Source organism: Collinsella sp. AM24-1 (genome assembly GCF_003470325.1).
Taxonomy (GTDB): domain Bacteria; phylum Actinomycetota; class Coriobacteriia; order Coriobacteriales; family Coriobacteriaceae; genus Collinsella.
The window spans coordinates 160,882-178,709 of record NZ_QRHM01000001.1; the positions used below are offsets into that span (position 1 = coordinate 160,882).

Sequence of the window (17,828 nt, forward strand, 5' to 3'; positions counted from 1 at the left end):
GTTACAGGCCGAGCATAGGCTCCAGAACGAAGAAGTACGCGAGCACTACGATGCCCAGGATGATGCGGTAGACGCCGAAGCACTTGAAGTCGTGACGGCGGACGAAGCCCATGAGCCACTTGATGGCGATGAGCGAAACCACAAAGGCCACAACGCAGCCCACGCCCAAGATGGCGATCTCGTTGGTGCCGAACGTGCCGCCCTTGATGAAGTACTTGACCAGCTTGAGCGCACTCGCGCCAAACATAACAGGAATAGCCAGGAAGAACGTGAACTTAGACGCCACCGAGCGCGTGCAGCCCAAAAGCAGGCCGCCGATGATGGTAGAACCGGAGCGAGACGTACCAGGCACCAGCGAAAGCACCTGGAAGCAGCCGATACCCAGCGCAGTCTTCCAGCTGAGGTCCTCGAGCGTGGCGATGGAACCAAAGTCCAGATTCTCGTCATCGTCCTCATCCTCAGCGGTAGCCGTGGGGGGCGCCGCAAAGTGCGCACCGGCGGGACGTCCACCCGACACCACAGCACGCGAACCAAACGAACCGGCAACGGCCATTTCCTCGCGCTTGCTCGCGCGCCAGTTCTCGATCACGATAAACAGCACGCCGTACACAATGAGCGCCAGCGCCACGACGGGAGCGTTGTAGAAATGCTCCTCCATCCAGTCGTTGAGCGGCAGGCCGATCGCCGCCGCAGGAATGCAACCGAGCACAATCTTGCCCCACAGCACCCAGGTGTCGCGACGGCCCTCCTTGCCCTTGCTGGGCGAGAACGGGTTGAGCTCGTGGAAAAACAGCACGCAGACGGCCAGAATGGCGCCGAGCTGAATCACGACCAGGAACATATTCCAGAACGTCTCGCTCACGTTCATCTTGACGAACTCGTCCACCAAGATCATGTGGCCCGTCGACGAAACGGGCAGCCATTCGGTGATGCCCTCGACCAGGCCCATGAAGGCAGATTTTAGAAGCTCGATAATATCCAAAGGGACCCCCTCGTTAGACACCCGCCGGTAGATGTTCTGCGGACGATGCGGGCGATGTCCCATTATCAACCGTTGGCGGTGCGACCGCGCCTACCCTTACCAAAAAACTCGCCCGTTCACAGAATTGCGAGCAGTTAAACCGAAATCCTTGGGTATAACTGCAACAAGATAAAGTGTCCGGCGGTCAACGCACCCGCGCCCGCCCGACGCACGAGCCCCGCGCCCGTGCGATAGACCAAGGAGGAAACCATGAACGAGGGTTACACCAAGGTATTTGTTTCACTCGACGGTACTGAGCAGCAGGATTTTGTGCTCGCACGCGCCATCAAGGTCGCCGCGAACAACGGCGCCAAGCTGATTATCGGCCACGTTATCGATTCCACGGCGCTCGAGAGCGCCGGCTCCTATCCGGTCGATTTGGTCAACGGTCTGGAGGAGGCCTTTAAGAACTCCATCGAAAAGCAGCTCGAAGAGGCCAAGGCCAATCCCGATATTCCCGAGGTCGAGGTCATGATACGCGCCGGTCGTATTCGCGAGACGCTCAAAGACGAGATGCTCGACGTGGTCAAGCCCGACCTGGTGCTCTGCGGCGCTCGCGGCCTGTCCTCGATCAAGTATGCGCTTCTGGGTTCGATTTCGACGTTCCTGCTGCGCAATACCGACTGCGACATTTTGGTCGTAAAGTAGCGTTGCTCCCACCGGCCGCGGGGCCTGAGGGGTTTCCACGGGCACGTCCTCGCCGCGTTGCGGCTGCGGGATGTGCCCTTAGGAAACCCCTCCCGGCCTCGCGGCCTTCGCAGCCTTACTTCAGCGAGTTGGCTGATAAAAGATGGCGTGCCGCCCCGTTTGGGGTGGCACGTTTTGTTTGGGCGGACGTCTGCCGCATGCGTTACTCGAAATATTGGAACTTATTCGTTGAAAACGCGAACGTTACGACAAAGCCTTCGCCGGAGTCGGATGCCGCCGTGACGTCGATGCCCATCTTGGAGCATAGGCGCGCCACCAGGTAGAGGCCGATGCCCGTTGCGCGCTTGGTGGTGCGGCCGTTGTCGCCGGTAAAGCCCTTCTCGAACACGCGCGGCAGGTCGGCCGCGCTCACGCCACAACCGTTGTCGGCAACGGTAAGCTCAATGCGCTCACTCGCCAGGCCCTCATCCAGCAACGCGCCCGAAAACACGATCTTCGCGCCGTCCTCGCGCGCATATTTAATGCTGTTCTGGATGAGCTGACCTAAGATGAACTCCAGCCACTTCTCGTCGGTAAAGACCTCGAAGTCGAGGTTTTCGCACACCGGAGCCACGTGCGCTGCAATGAGTTCGCGCGCGTTGGCCTTAATCGCACCCGTCACCAAGGTCTTGAGATCCCAGCGGCGAATCAGGTAATCGCGCTCCACGACTTCCGAGCGCGCATAGTACAGTGCCTGGTCGATATAGCGCTCAACGCGAGCCAGCTCGCGACCCAGGTCATCCACACGCGACAGGTCGTCTTCGCTGCCGTCTAGGTTTTCAAGAATCAGATGGGCCGCCGCCAGGGGCAGCTTGGCCTCGTGGACCCAGCTCTCGATATAGTCGCGATAGTCTTCGGTCTGACGCCGGCCCTCGGCAACCTCGTCGCAGGCGGCTTTGCCCACCCGGCACAGGACCTCGTACTCGAGCTCGCCCTCGGCATAGGTTGGGCATTGCACCATCTCCTGCACCCATGCGGGACTCTCGAGCTCCTCTGCCGCGCGCTCCAACTGACGCAGAAAACGGCGACGGCGAGCGTACTCGATCACGATGCCGAGCATACCGAAGATAAAGGACACGCCAACCGCCACGACCACGATAGAAACGGGTGCGCCGGCGACCGTCAGCACAAAGCAGCTCAGCAGCACGCCGCACGTCCACACGGCGACGGGAAGCAGTGCATCTTTAAAGAACTTGCCAAACGACATAGCCGGCCCCTAGACCGAATAGCCTTGGCCGCGATGCGTCGTCAAATACCCCTTGATGCCGATTTTTTCGAGCGTGGTGCGCAGGCGGTTGATGTTGACGGTGAGCGTATTGTCGTCCACGAAGGCGTCGGAGTCCCACAGGTCCTGCATGATGGCCGAGCGCGAGACGATCTTGCCCGCGCGGCTCAGGAGCAGCGAGAGAATGCGCAGCTCATTTTTGGTGAGCTCGGTGCTGTCGCCGGTCGCCGTGTTGGTGACCATAGAGCGGGCGAGGTCGAGCTCCAGCCCCTTGTGGACGAGCGTGCTGCGCTCGCCTGACGCCGCGGTGCGACGCAGCAGTGCGTTGATGCGCGCCACGAGCACGCGCGCGCTATAGGGCTTGGGAACAAAGTCGTCCGCGCCGAGCGTCATGGCCATGACCTCGTCGATCTCGGTCGTGCGCGAGGTGAGGACGATGATGGGGACCTCGGATTCGTGGCGGACTTCGTGGCAGATATGCTGGCCGTCTTTGACGGGAAGCGTCAGGTCGAGCAGTACCAAGTCGGGTGCAGCGGCCAGGATGTCACGCGAGACATGCTCGAACGACTCGCAGGCCTCGACCTCAAAACCGGCACGGGCAAGGATGTCGGCAAGCTCGCGACGAATGGGCTCGTCGTCCTCAACGATATAGATCAGCGCCATGGATTCCGTTCCCTTCTTGGTTGTCTTGCCACCATTATGGCTGCGGAGCCGCAAGTACGCGCCTCGCGCGGCAACAAGGTGACAGAACTGTTCGCGAACGAAAGGTCCGACTCGCCCTCGCTCGCAACGGGTGCGGGGATCAAATGATTATAAAATCCCCGTCCCAGAAAAATCATTTAGCGGCGGGCGCGGAGCTTTTCGTAGCCGTCGGCAAAAAAGGCGACCGTCGCTGCATCGGACTCGGCGGCGTCGGCATCGGCAGCGGGAACCACGCCGTGCTCGTCGCTCACCAGGAACAAGGCACCCTTGAGCTGCGCGGGAATGTCTACGCGCGTGACCGAGATGCCCTTGGTCTGGGCCAGCTGCTCGATGAGCGTCGCCGTGCCACACAGGCACTCGTCCGCCGGCGCCACAAAGGCCAGCTCGCCGTTGTTGACGGCAGCGAGCAGCTCGGGCGCCACGCCGGTTTCGTCGGCCTCGGAGCGGGCCTCGGCGGAGCGGGCACGCAGCGCCTTGGCCGACGTATCGGCTAGCGGCTCGTACTCCCCCACCGTCATGGCAGCGTTGCCGTTGATGTCGATCACCAGCATGAGTACGCCGTCGTGCGCGGTGTAATCGCCCTCGGCAAGCGACCACTCAACGTGCTGCTTGGCCCAGCTGAGCATGTTATGGGTAAGCGGCTCGCCCTGCACCAAGCGCTCGGACAGCGCGCGAATGTGACGGTTGAGCATGGGCACCTTTTTGTTGGACATGCGCCAACGGCAGATAAGCGCGGGCTTGTCGAGCGTAAACTTCTCGACCGCCTCCTGATTGGCGCAAAAGTCCTCGTACGCACGCTGGTCCTCGGCATTGCCAAACAGCTCTGCATCATCAATCTGGGGCATGGTCATACCTTTCGTGTTAGTCATTCCGTCCTCTTATACCAAAAAGACGGCCCTCCAAACGGAGCGGCCGTCTTTTGCAGAGATTATTTTAGAAGCGAGGCCAGTCCAAGGGACGAGATAACATCCCATCCTCCCCAGTCAACCTAACAGGTCGGCGAGGGTTGCCCAGGTGCCGCAGATTGCCGTGAAAGAGGAGCGACGCGTACTTGGGTACGCGAGCGACGAATGAACGGCAAGGTGCGGTGGCTGGGCAAGCCGCAGCGCCGCTTCCCTACTTAGTGCCTAAAGTGGCGAGCGCCCGTGAAGACCATCGCAATACCATGCTCGTTGCAGGCCTGGATGCTCTCGTCGTCGCGCTTGGAGCCGCCGGGCTGGATGATGCAGGTCACGCCATGCTCGGCAAGCACGTCGACGTTGTCGCGGAACGGGAAGAACGCGTCGCTTGCGCAGGCAAAGCCGCCCTTTTCCACGTCCTCGCGCTCGCAGAAGTCCTCGGCGCGCTCGCAGGCCAGCAACGCGGAATCCACGCGGTTGGGCTGACCGGGGCCCATACCAATGCCGGCCTTGCCCTTGGAGACCAGGATGGCGTTGGACTTAACGCCCTTGCAAACCTTCCAGGCAAACTCAAGCTCGGCCATCTCGGCGTCGGTGGGCTTGCGGTCGGTGGGGAACGTAAAGGTCGCGGGATCCTCGGTCACGTGGTCAACTTCCTGCACCAGCATGCCGCCGTCGATGGAGCGCAGCTCCACCTGGGCGCCGTGGTCCACGCCGCCGGTAGCCAGCACGCGCAGGTTGGGACGCTTAGCCATGCGTTCGAGTGCCTCATCGGTGTAGCTCGGGGCGATGATGACCTCGACGAACTGCTTGTTCCGATCGGCAAAGTGCTCAACCAGCTCAAAGGGAACCTCGCGGTTGCAGGCGATGATGCCGCCGAAGGCGCTCTTGGGATCGCAGGCGAAGGCGCGGTCGTAAGCGGACGTAATGTCCTCGGCAACGGCGGAGCCGCAGGGGTTCTGGTGCTTGAGGATCACGCAGGCAGGCTCGTCGAACTCGCGGACCAGGTTCCAAGCGGCATCGGCATCCAGATAGTTATTGTAGCTGAGCGGCTTGCCCTGGATCTGCTCGGAGCCCACGAGCGGAAACTGCGAGCTCGCGGTGTTCTCGCAACCCTCGGCAAAGCGGTAGACCGTAGCCTTCTGCTGAGGATTCTCGCCATAGCGCAGGTCGTCGACCTTCTCCAGCGAAATCTCGAGCTTGGCAGAGGTATCCGCCACGTCACTTGCCTGGGCGGCAAGCCAACGGGAGATAGCCGTGTCGTAGGCGGCGGTGGTCTGGTAGACCTTCACCTGCAGGCGACGACGGGTGGAAAGCGTGGTGCAACCGCCGGTCTCGTGCATCTCGGCCAGGACGGCGTCGTAGTCGGCCGGATCGGAGATGACGGTAACGCTCGTGGCGTTCTTGGCAGCAGAGCGCAGCATGGAGGGACCGCCGATGTCGATGTGCTCGATGGCATCCGCGAAGGTGACCTCGGGGTTGGCAACGGTCTTCTCGAACTCGTACAGGTTGACGACGACCAGGTCGATCAGCTTAATGCCGTGCTGAGCGGCCTCCTGCATGTGCTGCTCGGAATCGCGGCGGGCCAGCAGCGCGCCGTGAACCTTGGGGTGCAGGGTCTTAACGCGGCCGTCCATCATCTCGGGATAGCCCGTGAACTCCTCGATGGGGGTTACGGGAACGCCCGCGTCCTCGATGGCACGAGCCGTGCCGCCCGTAGAGATGATCTCGACGCCAAAGTCATCGACCAGCGTCCGTGCGAAATCGACGACGCCCGTCTTATCGGTAACCGAGATCAACGCGCGTGCGATCTTCACATCAGATCCCATGCAGTCCTCCTGTCTGGTACGCCGCCGTGCTCTGTGAGTCGGTGATACGTCGATCTGCAGCGCTCGCGCAGCGGCATTGAAAATACTGATTTAATGTAGCGCATCGAGCGCGTCGATGCACCCCGCAACGGTCGCATGTGCAGAAAAAGCTTGCGAGCGGAGGGCATGGGCGCAGCACCGGGCGCGGTGAGTTCATGGAACACAGGGGCACCATAATTAGATGCCAATGGCGTGGTAGAACTGTGCTCGATATGCATCCGCAAAAGAAAGAGGCACTATGGTCTCGCGGGTTCTCTACCGACCGTTTGACACCGAAGACTTCGACGCCATCGCGCTGATTCTGCAGCAGCTTTGGCATAACAATTCGGATAACGATGAGTACAACCGCCTCGAGGCCGCGTGCGACCTTGCCTACTGCCTTTCGTCGTCGACGTTTTCGCAGGTTGCGGTGATTGACGGTCAGGCGCGTGGCATTGCGCTCGCGCGCGCGGGACAGAGTTCCGGCGCCACCGTTAAGGAACACTGGATGGATACCGAACGCGCGCTGCTTTCGCAGATGCGCGAGCTGGAGCCCGATGTCTGCGCCGAGTATCTCTCGTTTGTGCGCGCAACCATCCGAACCAACAACCGCCTGCTCGAGAGCAGCCCGTTGCCGCACGACAACGAAGTCACGCTGCTCGCCGTCGATCCCGATGTCCACGGCCTGGGTGTAGGCTCAGTGTTGCTCGATGCCGCGGTCTCGTACCTGTCCTCGCGCGGGGCGACAAGGGCGCACCTGTACACCGACTCCAACTGCTCGTGGAAGTTCTACGAGTTGCACGGCTTTAAGCGCACGGCCACGCACCGCGCCAACCGCGAAGAGCGTCGTCACGACATGCCGCGCGAAAGCTTTCTCTACGAACTCGACCTAACAGCCTAGCCCAAGCAGCAGCACCTAGTCGTTGGGGACGTTCTTAAATGACTAGTCGTTGGGGACAGTCTTCGTAGGTAGCGCATAAAAATGGGATGGATCCGTCGGCAGTCGCCGGAGAAGATCCATCCCAAAAATCAGAACTCGCTAGAACGTTCCGCCGCCGCCTCCGCCGCCGCCGCCTCCGCCGCCGCCCGAGAAGCCGCCACCACCGCCGCCGCTCGAGCTATCGGAACTCGACGCCAGCTCACGGATGCTCTCGTGATACACGTCATCGAACGAATCGAGCGGAGACTCGATACCGTAATGATGGTAGTACCACCAGTAGCAGGGATAATTGTCGTAGAAATCGTCGGCCTCGCGCACCTCGGGCGGCACGGCCTCGGCCAGCTGTCGCAGCACTTCTTTCGAAACGCCCAGAGCAACGCCCATCACCAGCAGTTTGTTCCACAAGATCAGGTCGCTGGGAATGGCCTCCTTCAGGCGCGTAAAGTCCTCGAGCCAATGCTTGAGCGCCTTGCAGCGAGCCGCCACCTCGGCGCCCTCCGGCGTGTAACGGCGGAAGGTGCAGCTCAGGACAAAGCCCACGATCGTGACGGGGATCGAAATCATAGCGGCACCGACGTTGGCGTCCGCAAAGTCGGTATAGAACAGAGAGCCCAAAATGCCAAAGACAATGATGATGCCGAGAACCAGGCCGGCCACCATCGCGATAGTGCCATCCGATGCGATAAACTCGCACTCCTCCAGCTTGCCCTTAACCGTGCTCTGATAGTCCTCGAGCTTGTCGCCAACAGATTCAGTACGCTCGCTGGCATACTCCTCCAGCTCGCTAAACGTGCGCGAACGGACGCCGTCTTTATCGGGCTTAACGCCAGCGAAGAAGACCTTGAGCACGTCGCGATCGATGCCGTCCTTCTTGGCAGCCTTCCAGGCCTCGTCGGTCACTGTGATGCGATACGTCTGCTCCTCTTTTTCGCGACGGAGCAGACCCTTCTTCTTGGTCTCGGTCGCTTCTTCCAGCTTGATCACGCGGTCGTCGGTCAGCTTCATCAGCGTGGCGATATATGCCTGATCGGGCACGTCGTTCCAGCTCATAAGAGTTGCAAGCACCGCGGGATGATCGGCGGAGGGCACATCGCGGAAGTACTCGTCCTGGAAGAGCGGCTTGGGCTTGGGCCTGCGCAGCTTGAGCATCACGATTACACCGGTATAGGCAACCGCCACAACAACACACACCACGGCAATCGCGCTGGCAACCGCACGCGCGTGCTCACGGCGGGCGTTAGCTTCGTCGGCCCATTCCTTCTCTTCGCTCAGGATCGTTGACATGCGCTCTTCGCCCGAAGCGGCAAGCTGCGGCACCCAGTCGCTAGGGAAGGCGATGCGTGCCTCGGCGAATTCGCCCTGGTGCACGCAGGGAATGGTATAGGTGACCATGGGCTCGTCCGCATCGAGCGACACGTCGCCCGTCAGCGGGCCGTGGCCCCATGCGCGGAAGTTATCGCCCTTGACGGCAGCCGTCCCGGCAGCGGCATTTGCAAAGTAGACTTCCATCTCGACGTCATCGGAGTCCGCCGACCAGCCGTCGCCGACGAATTTCCAGTAGAGCTCGGCGGTATCGGCCCAGTTCATAACCGCACCGGTCATGGAATAACTCACGTAGTAGATTGCGCTGTCGCCGCTCTCGTGAGGGCTGAACACCTTAATCTTTACGCCGTCGTCGGACTGTTCCACCGTGTAAACGCCGTCGTCGCCTTTATTTGCGCTGTCGACCTTGTTAAACGCAGTGTCGTCTTCCTCGACGCTCAGCACATTGACGACCACCGAGCCGCCTTGCTGGTTAGAGCCTGTATTGATATCCCAATACACGCCGTTAATGTCATCGTCGAAATCGAACTGGCGTCCCTCGACAACGGTCAGCGAGCCATCGGCCTCAACCGTGGCACCGATATAGGTTTGGCTCATGGAGTAGCCGTCGGCGTGCGCGACGGCAGGCAGCAGCAACAACGCAAGCGCGACGAGTGCGCAGACGGAAGCGAACCGCGCAAACAGGCGGCGCTGCCGACAGGGCTGGGCAACGGGGGCGTTCATAGGCACATCCTTTGTCTGTGGTACCAGTAGCGTCATTGTCCCACGTTTGCGGGTTCATGTGACGAACATCTAGGTCAGCGGAGCGTCAAAACGGGACAAAAGTCACGCCCGCCGCCGGCACCTGGTGACGTTCCCTATCTGCCGGTAATCTGGAACACTCCTTGGCATAGCCCGCTCCGGCAATAGATACCACTTCATAGCTCCATCACAGGTGTAGCGGCTTTGTGTGGGCGCGGCATTCGCTGATTGAGCCGCCAGTTGAGGGGCATAAAGCAGTTGAGCGAAAACGGTTTGCCCCTTTGCCGTCCGCTTGAGGATCATGTCCCCCTTTTCCGCGGAAACCCCGGCAGTTGCGAAGAGCTGCCGGGGTTTCTGTCGTTTGAGGGCTAGATTGATTGACGACGATTAAGGCGCCGAGCCGGTGGTCCGGCACGCGCAACGTGTGGCCGCGGCAACTTGCGAGCATCGACGACGCCTCCCCTCACCTCACCCCGCGCTATACTCGTCCGCATGGATATCAACGCATGCAACATAGCAACGCCCGCCGTGGCCACGTCGACGGCGACCAACAGCAAGCTCGTCCCCGCCCCCGCGCCTGTCGTGGGCCGTTTTGCCCCGTCACCCTCGGGCCGCATGCACCTGGGCAACGTGTTCAGCTGCCTGTGCGCGTGGCTTTCGGCCCGCAGCCAGGGCGGCAGCATCGTGTTACGCATTGAGGACCTGGACGATCGCTGCAAGCGCCCCGAACTTGCCGCTCAATTGATTGACGACCTGGCCTGGCTGGGGCTGGAGTGGGACGAAGGCCCCTACTACCAGCACGACCGCCTGGACTTGTACGAGGACGCCCTGCACCAGTTGCAATACGCCGGCCTCACCTATCCCTGCTTTTGCACACGCGCCGAGCTCCACGCCGCGAGTGCACCGCACGCGAGCGACGGCACGCCCATCTACCGTGGCGCCTGCCGAGGCCTTTCTGCCGAGGAGGTTGCCCGCCGCAGCATCCTGCGCGCTCCGGCCACGCGTCTGCGTGTGCCCGACGTCGACGACCTCGCCGGCGACGTGATCGAATTCGTGGACCGCACGTACGGAGCCCAATGCGAGGCACTCGCCACCGAGTGCGGCGACTTTTTGGTGCGCCGCAGCGACGGCGTGTTTGCCTATCAGCTGGCCGTGGTGGTCGACGACGCTGCCATGGGCGTCACCGAGATCGTACGCGGATGCGACCTGCTTGGTTCCACGACGCGCCAGATCTATCTGCAACATCTGCTGGGACTGCCCACACCGCGCTACGCGCACATTCCGCTGCTCATGTCGCCGGACGGCCGCCGCCTTTCCAAGCGCGATTGCGATCTGGACCTGGGCGAGCTCCGCACCCGCTTTGGCACACCCAAGGCACTGTTGGGATGGCTCGCCGGGCAAACAGGCATCGCGCCGGACACCACGCCGCGTACCGCCGAGCAGCTGGTCGAGCACTTTAGCTGGGACGTCATCCGCGCGCATCGGGAGAACATCACTGTAACGGTCGAGTAGCCAGCCACCCCGCCTCTACGCAACATCCCAGGACTGGAGTTCGTCGCCCAAGCGAACGATGCAGTCGTAGAGCACGGCGTGGCGCTCGGCCGGGTTGGCATCCCGATGAAAATGCCCGTAGTACCAGCGCTTGTAGTCCAAGCGATCTTCCAGCTCGTCGAAAAATGCCGTAAGCCGATCGACAGCTGGATAATTCCAGCCAGGTGCCGGATAGAGCGTGGGCGAGAGCATGCGCGTGGAGCAGGTATGGGTGATCACGTAGTCGACCTTCCAGCCCACGCTATCGAGCTTTGCCCGCGCCTCCTCAAAGTTGCGCTCGCCCGGCAGCTCCTGCGGCCACCAGCTGGAATACGGGATGCGGTATTCCTTGTCCACACTCGTGGCGCCGCCCATGGTAAAGATCGTTGACCCACCGAGCTCAAAAACCTCGCCGCGCGTCAGGCGCCGTATAGGCGAGGTGTCCGACAGGCGTTGCGTCAGTCCACCGTGCCACAACTCCAGGGGGCGCTCCGCCCAGTAATCGAAACGCTCGTGATTGCCGTCGACGAACAGCACGGTATAGGGACGCGATTCCAGCCAGGCGATGTCGGCGCATTCCTCGGCAGAGAAATCCCACGGAAAGCCAAAGTCGCCCGCGACAATCAGATAGTCGTCGCTCGTCAGGCTATCCCCAAGATCCCAGTCGCGCAGCTTTTGCATGTCGAGACCACCGTGGACATCACCCGTCACATAGACCGTCATCGGATCATCACTTCCCTCTTATAGGCTTCGAGATCGCGCTCGACCTGCTCGTCGCCCGTGGCGTTGACCCACCACGGCCATTTAACGCAACACGTCGGCTCGTCGACCTGCGCAAACCACGTCTTGAGCTCCCCCAGGCTCACCGGGGCGTAGCCGTTGGCGTCGACACCCACGTCATAGCGCAGCAGTCCCTGCCTGCAGTTGAAATTGTTGTACGCGCCGCCGCAACTGTGGATATGCCCGTGCAAATGCCAGCTGCCGTGCGACATGCCCTGCCAGTCAGCCATGGGATAGTGGCTCAGCACGATTTTTTGGCGGTCGATCTTGAGCACGCAAATGGACGGCTCGACGATAAAGGCATCCGCCACCGCAGGCTGCGTCCAGTCTTTGTCGTGGTTGCCGGGCAGCAGGTGGACGCGCTTGCATACGATGCTTTTGCGCAGTTCGTAGGCCTCTTTGACCGTCATCTTAAAGCTAAAGTCACCCAAAATGTAGAGCTCGTCGTCCACAGCAACCTTGCTGTTAATGTTGGCGACCATGGCGTCGTTCATCTGCGCAACAGTCGACCAAGGCCTATCGCTAAGCCGTAGCATGTTCTCGTGTCCAAAGTGAGTATCGCTGGTAAACCAGATCACGGGGACCTCCTAACGCTCTTGCTCGGAATAGTTGCTCGTCGTCTCGCCGAATCCGTCGGCACATCGCGCTTCGATCCGCACGATATCTTGGTAGATAAGGCGATGCTTTTCATCGCGCCATTCATCGTCATGGTAATGGCCAAAGAACCAGGTGCGGTAGTCGAGTCGCCCATCGAGCTCGCCCAAAAAGGCCTGCAGCGAATCGTCGTAGAACTCGCGATTGCACTCCATGCACAGCTCGTCTGCCAAATCGACCGGCGCCTCGTGAGTCACAACATAGTCGACCTTCCAGCCCACACGATCGAGCGAGGCGCGACAGTATTCCACCTCGCTCTCACTCGGCATTTCCTCGGGCCACCACGTCTTTCCCTCCCGGCGCCACTGTTTGTCATGGCTCGCGGCTCCACCCATGGCGAGCACCGTGTTCCCCGCGATGTCGAACACCTCGCCGCGCATCAGGTGCAGCACATGTGGGCGAGCCTCGTGAACGAGGCCCCCGTTCCACTCTCGGATCGGCAGCCCCGCCAGCAAATGGTGATTCTCGTGATTACCGTCGACAAAACACGTGGTCCAGGGCTTGGACTCAAACCAGTCGAGCCAGTATTTGTCGGTGTTTGAGCCACTCCATATAAAGCCAAAGTCACCGGCAACGATCACCACGTCATCGCGCGTCAGCGTACGACCCAATGGCCAAACGCGCGACGAGAAGCGGCTCGCCCCGTACTCGGCAACACCGTGAACGTCTCCGGTAACGAAAATGGACATCAAACAACACCTCCGCGCTGTGCGACTCTGGACAAATCGATAGCAGAAATTGCGGGTCTGCCCCGGCATCTGCATCCCTTAGGGCTTACCCCTCGTTCTTCCATCCAAACGGGTCAAACACCCAAAAGATCAGATCGAGCACGCCGCCGGTCATCATGGCACCGGCAAGGGCGATGATGACGTGCAGGGAACTGGCACTTCGGAGCACGTCGAATGGCCCCAGAACAGCCAGCAGCGCGATCGCTGCGCCGGCTGCGCACAGCGCGAGACACGGCCCCGCGTCCTTGACGCACTTCTTTGCGAGATGTTTGGTGTTGTCACTCATCGATATCGAACTCCTTAGAGGGTCGCTGTTCAGATGCATGCCGCCGCGACGGAGCATGACGGCAGGTTAAGTGTCACATGTCGTGCGGACACGTTTTTAAACCCACGCGTCCGCAGGGACCCATATCCTTGCAGAGCAGCCCTGAAGAATCTCCTAAACCGCCGACGGGCAACATGCTGAACAGGGGATCTTTCCTCGCTTGAGCGCGGTCGCCAAAGGCACGCTTGTTCTGATGGCGTTTTGAGGAAGGTTCTTGCATCCAGCAGAGCGGTGATAAATCTTGCCGTTCTTAGTGACGATTACCTTGATTTTTGAGGTATCCACACTGCGGGGCTCGATGGGCGCGGTCGCTTCTCGATGAGCCGACGCTGTTTTCCAAGGCTTGCCTCTCGAAAAACCAGAATCGCAGAACCGATTGATATAGCTGTCGAAACATCCATCGAACAGCAGCCCCGTTGCCAGGCCCGCCATGAATCCACAGACGATCGCGGCCTCTCCCCTAATTTGCATATGTCCCTCCTTAATCGCTCTTAAAGAACAAGGCAGCGCGCGCCGCATGGAGCCTCATCACCCCCCACGGTACGCGCCGAAAATGGCCCGCAGCCCCTTCTGTCCCTAACGAATCAGCTGGCGGCGTTTATCGGACAGGAAGACACCGGCGGCTACCAGGACCGTGCCGCCGATAACGAAGGTCTCGCCCAGCAGGTCGAACGCATCGCCCGTGGCAGGCATCGCCGTCTGCTGCGTCGCAATCTCGGTTGTTGCCACCGCATGTTTGGCCTGGTACGTCACCTGCGTAGCGGTCTGAGCCTGCTCGCCATTCCCGCGTTCGGCGGCCTCTTGGCGAGCAATCTCGGCGTTGAGCTCGGCAATAGCCTGGTCGAGCTCGGCCTTGGCGGCGGTGTAGTTTGCAAGCGCCTCCAAGTATGCCGGCGCCACGGCATCCGTCGCAGCCACGGCGGCATCGAGCTCGGCCTTGGCGGTCGCGGCACGCTCGGCGGCATCGTGGGCCGCAGCGATCTTGACGTTGAGCGCCTCGTCCGCATCGTCAGCGCTGCCATTGACGATGGCTTCGGCAAGATTGACGCTGCGCAGGCGGGCAACCGCGGCGGCAGAGGCATCGCGGGCGGCAGTTGCATTCGCCACGGCATCGCCAGCCTCCACCACGTCGTACTCGGCATCGCTCACGGCCACCTCCGCAGCATCGAGCGCGACATCGGCAGTGGCTTTGCCCTCTGTGGCCCTGGCAAGTGCCGCAGCGGCATTCTTAAGCTGAGAGGCACGCCCGGCAGCTGCATCAGATTTTGCCTGAGCCGTTGCCACGACGGCGTCGGCATCGCTCGCAGCCTGCTGGGCCATATCGAGCTCCGCCTGAGTGGCAGCAGCATCGATGCCTGCCTGATCGGCATCGCCTTGGGCGGCAAGAAGTTCGGCCTCCGCCACGCGCTGATTGGCACGAGCGTCTTCGAGTGCAGACGATGCCGCATCAAACGCACGCTGAGCAGCGGCGATATCGGCTGAGTATGCCGCCAGCTCATCCTGGGCCGCGGCAAGTGCATCCTGCTTTTCGTCAACACCGGTACGAGCGGCGTCCAGCGCGCGTTTGGCAGCAGCCGCCTTGCCCTTGGCAATGTCGAGCTCGCCAGACTTGGCAGCCACGGCATCCTGTGCCGCCGCAACAACGGCGTTGGCAGCGCTCAAATCGGCGCGGGCATCGCTCACGGCACGCGCGGCGGCATCAGCTACAGCTTGTTTCTGCTCCACAGCAGCCTGGGCATCAGAGGCCTTGGCAGCCGCAGTATCGACGTCAGCGGCAGCACGCTCAACCTGGGCCTGCTTTGCCGCAACGGCCTGCGATGCAACATTCACCTTGTTGCCCGCATCCTCGGCAACGCCCTGCGCCGCAGCAAGCTCCTTGCGTGCCGCGTCCACGCCCTGCTCGGGATTTGCCAGAGCGTCACACCACGCGTTCAACGCAGCCTCATACTCTGCAACCGTCATCGGATTGAGGTTATACGGCTTGTACCATTGACCAGAATATACAAATGTCTGCGCCTGTGTACTCCCGTACAGCGTCCCTCGCGTGCAAACGCCCATGCCCGTCACGGTGTAATCGGGGTTGATCACGTTGATGTAATGGCCGACCGAGGGGCTTGATCCACCGTGCAGTGCGGCGTAGTTATCAATCTGGGAGCTATGCGCCGTATAGAAATCGTAAGCGGCCTTTCCCGTAAGGCCCGATGCGCCCAGCGAGGCGGCGGCAGCATTAAAGATGGCCTTCTCCTGATCGACCCACTGCTTAAACGGATTGCTTCCGTAGTTCCACGCCACATTCTCGCCCACGTTAAACTGCTGAGCGTGCGCGACTTTCGTATCCGAGAAGTTCGCATCGGCAATGGCAGTCGCCATCATGGCATACGTCACCTTGAGCTCGCCTAGGCCAACGCTTGCGCGATACTCGTTGCACGCTTTGAGCCACACGACCGCCTGCTTCATATTGGTCAGGCTTGTCGCGTCGACCTCCTCGCCCACCTTGTTGTAGTTAGCGAGTTTGCAGTTGAGGATGATATTCGCCGCATCGTCGGCGCCCACACTTTTAAAGAACGCGATAGCACCCTGACGGTAATTCTCCGCCGACGCGTTCGCCGTTGCCTGAGCGGCATCGAGCTTGGCCTGGGCCTGAGCCACAGCCTGATCGGCCTGCTGCTTTTGGGCCTTCGCCTGATTGAGCGCCTTGTCTGCAGCGTCTTTCTCGTCCTTGGCTGCCGAGAGCTTGACCTGGGCGTCGGCCAACTCCGTAAGCGCGGAGGCATGATCGGCCTTGGCCTGGTCAAGGGCGGCATCGGCTGCCGTCTTGGCGGCAGCCGCGTCATCCAGCTTGGTCTGGGCATCGGTGGCAACCTGCTGCTGATTGGCAACTGCCTGCTGGGCAGTCTGCACCTCGCCCTCGACGGCAGTCGCCTCTTGCTCGGCGGCGGCAAGCTCGCCCTCGCGCTGCGCCTGCGTGGCCTTGGCGGCCGTCAGCGCCTCGGACGCAGCAGTCACCTTTGCCTTGGCGTCCTCGTACTCCGGGCCCGCAGCGCCCTGCTCGGCTCGATCCAGATCGGCCTTGGCCGCGTCATAGCTCGCCCGTGCGGCGTCCACGTCCGCATCTGCCGCGGTCTTTGCCTGCTGAGCTGCCGAAAGCTTGACCTGCGTTTCCCGCTGCTTGGCAGCGGCGGCATCGGCAGCCGCCTGGGCATCCGAGAGTTTGGCTTGCGCATCAGCGGCCTGCTGCTTTGCCTGCTCCAAATCACTCGCAGCCTGCTCTGCGGCCGCCTGAGCGGCGGCTACGGCCTCGGGCGTGGCGTCGGATGCAGCAGCCCGTGCGGTCTCAAGCGCAGACTGGGCATTGGCGGCCGCCTTCTGCGCGGCAACCAGGGCTTCGTCCTTGTCCGTCAGGTTCTTCTTGGCGGCATCGAGCGCAGCCTGAGCGTCCTCAAGCGTCTTGACATCCAAATCGGCCTTGTCCTGCGCAGCGCCCAGCTGCTTTTCCAGCCCGGCCGAGGCAGCGGAAACCGCGCTATCACTTGCACCGCGGGCCGCGTCATAGACGCCCTGCGCCCGCTGCTGGTTGGCGGCAGCAGCATCGTAGGGAGCAGCAGCCGCTTCCAGATCGGCCTTGGCAGCAGCAGCTTTGGCACGCGCCGCATCAACTGCAGCCTGCAGGTCGGCGACCTTTTGCGCCGCAGACACAGCACCCGCGCCAGCACCGGCGGCCGCAGCGCTCGTCAGCGGCGACATCACCGCAGCCGTTGCGCCCGCAGCGCCAATGCCATCCGCACCCTGCGCCGCCGCGGCCAGGGGCGACAGCAGCGAGCCGCCCGTCATGGCAATCGTCGCCGCAGCAACTGTCGCCACGCGTCCAGCCGCCTTGGCCTTACCCAAAGCCTTGCCGTTCATGTCCTTGTTCATGTTCTTGCTCATTGCCGATTCCTTCCCACGGTGAGCCGTTGTTTGCCACAGATAGTCGATCTGACTTGCCCCATTAAAAAGAGGTGATAACGGGGTAATTAAATTGAGCGAATTGAATCGTGATGAAACTGATCTCCGCAAAAACCAAACTCATAGTTCCGCTCGCGCTCAATCTCATCTAAATACTCGAGTTCTTCGCCGCATGGCTTCTCTTCATCTAGAAATACAAGCCCGTTCTCTGCGCGAGAACCGACAGTGCAACCAAAGATAGTCTCGAGATTAATGTAACCACTATTATCGTTGTTAAAGGAGAAACTGCTGGTGTTCATGCTCAAGTCCCGTCTACATAAACTCAAATTGCTGTGCTTGGCCTCTTTTAGAGACCCCATCTCATACGCTATGACTGCAGTATATGCGCTCCGCTTGTATGTTGCAAGAACAATTTTAGTTTTCTAGCACATATAACTAATCCCTTGATTATCGACTTTATCCGAACACCTCCCACATTCAT

At 61.1% G+C, this 17,828-nt stretch carries 15 protein-coding genes; 3 read left to right on the forward strand and 12 right to left on the reverse strand.

Annotated features, from left to right (window positions below; all coding sequences use genetic code 11):
- Position 1: 1 nt before the first annotated feature.
- Entirely contained in the window at positions 2-982 is a 981-nt protein-coding gene (locus DW661_RS00735) for an undecaprenyl-diphosphate phosphatase (RefSeq protein WP_089572431.1), read from the reverse strand.
- Between the two features lie 249 nt (positions 983-1,231).
- Here DW661_RS00735 and DW661_RS00740 point away from each other — a divergent pair, with 249 nt between their 5' ends.
- Positions 1,232-1,669: a universal stress protein gene (locus tag DW661_RS00740; protein ID WP_117583590.1), complete on the forward strand. Its 438-nt coding sequence runs from the start codon at positions 1,232-1,234 to the stop codon at positions 1,667-1,669.
- A 202-nt stretch (positions 1,670-1,871) separates the two neighbouring features.
- Here DW661_RS00740 and DW661_RS00745 read toward each other — a convergent pair whose 3' ends face one another.
- The 4 genes from DW661_RS00745 to purH form a co-directional block, all read right to left on the reverse strand.
- On the reverse strand, positions 1,872-2,915 hold the full coding sequence (locus DW661_RS00745) for a sensor histidine kinase (protein WP_118934145.1): 1,044 nt from the start codon (positions 2,913-2,915) through the stop codon (positions 1,872-1,874).
- Positions 2,916-2,924: 9 nt separating this feature from the next.
- The gene (locus DW661_RS00750; protein ID WP_118934148.1) at positions 2,925-3,596 is read right to left on the reverse strand and encodes a response regulator transcription factor; all 672 of its coding nucleotides are present in this window, start codon (positions 3,594-3,596) and stop codon (positions 2,925-2,927) included.
- A 176-nt stretch (positions 3,597-3,772) separates the two neighbouring features.
- Positions 3,773-4,504 carry a hypothetical protein gene (locus DW661_RS00755; protein WP_118934150.1) on the reverse strand — a complete coding sequence of 244 codons (732 nt, stop codon included), beginning with the start codon at positions 4,502-4,504 and terminating at the stop codon, positions 3,773-3,775.
- A gap of 251 nt (positions 4,505-4,755) precedes the next feature.
- On the reverse strand, positions 4,756-6,363 hold the full coding sequence (purH, locus tag DW661_RS00760) for a bifunctional phosphoribosylaminoimidazolecarboxamide formyltransferase/IMP cyclohydrolase (protein ID WP_118934152.1): 1,608 nt from the start codon (positions 6,361-6,363) through the stop codon (positions 4,756-4,758).
- Between the two features lie 277 nt (positions 6,364-6,640).
- Between purH and DW661_RS00765 the strand changes: the two genes are divergently transcribed.
- Complete coding sequence (locus tag DW661_RS00765; protein ID WP_118934153.1) at positions 6,641-7,282, forward strand: GNAT family N-acetyltransferase; 642 nt, start codon at positions 6,641-6,643, stop codon at positions 7,280-7,282.
- A gap of 138 nt (positions 7,283-7,420) precedes the next feature.
- Here the strand turns inward: DW661_RS00765 and DW661_RS00770 are convergent, their stop codons facing one another.
- Positions 7,421-9,367 (reverse strand): DUF2207 domain-containing protein, encoded by a 1,947-nt coding sequence (locus DW661_RS00770; RefSeq protein ID WP_158568395.1) that lies wholly within the window; start codon positions 9,365-9,367, stop codon positions 7,421-7,423.
- 510 nt (positions 9,368-9,877) lie between these two features.
- Between DW661_RS00770 and gluQRS the strand changes: the two genes are divergently transcribed.
- Positions 9,878-10,897 carry a tRNA glutamyl-Q(34) synthetase GluQRS gene (gene gluQRS / locus DW661_RS00775; protein ID WP_255413574.1) on the forward strand — a complete coding sequence of 340 codons (1,020 nt, stop codon included), beginning with the start codon at positions 9,878-9,880 and terminating at the stop codon, positions 10,895-10,897.
- Positions 10,898-10,912: 15 nt separating this feature from the next.
- On the opposite strand, the gene DW661_RS00780 is transcribed toward gluQRS, so the two are convergent.
- The 6 genes from DW661_RS00780 to DW661_RS00805 form a co-directional block, all read right to left on the reverse strand.
- Positions 10,913-11,638 (reverse strand): metallophosphoesterase, encoded by a 726-nt coding sequence (locus tag DW661_RS00780; protein ID WP_118934160.1) that lies wholly within the window; start codon positions 11,636-11,638, stop codon positions 10,913-10,915.
- A complete protein-coding gene (locus DW661_RS00785; protein WP_118450617.1) occupies positions 11,635-12,273 on the reverse strand; it encodes a metallophosphoesterase in 639 nt (212 codons plus the stop codon). The genes DW661_RS00780 and DW661_RS00785 overlap by 4 nt, the downstream gene beginning before the upstream one ends.
- Positions 12,274-12,282: 9 nt before the next feature.
- Positions 12,283-13,038 carry a metallophosphoesterase gene (locus DW661_RS00790; protein ID WP_118450619.1) on the reverse strand — a complete coding sequence of 252 codons (756 nt, stop codon included), beginning with the start codon at positions 13,036-13,038 and terminating at the stop codon, positions 12,283-12,285.
- Positions 13,039-13,123: 85 nt separating this feature from the next.
- The gene (locus DW661_RS00795; protein ID WP_117635619.1) at positions 13,124-13,363 is read right to left on the reverse strand and encodes a hypothetical protein; all 240 of its coding nucleotides are present in this window, start codon (positions 13,361-13,363) and stop codon (positions 13,124-13,126) included.
- Between the two features lie 153 nt (positions 13,364-13,516).
- Entirely contained in the window at positions 13,517-13,873 is a 357-nt protein-coding gene (locus tag DW661_RS00800) for a hypothetical protein (protein ID WP_118450621.1), read from the reverse strand.
- Positions 13,874-13,978: 105 nt separating this feature from the next.
- On the reverse strand, positions 13,979-17,329 hold the full coding sequence (locus DW661_RS00805; protein ID WP_118934162.1) for a CAP domain-containing protein: 3,351 nt from the start codon (positions 17,327-17,329) through the stop codon (positions 13,979-13,981).
- Positions 17,330-17,828: the final 499 nt, after the last annotated feature.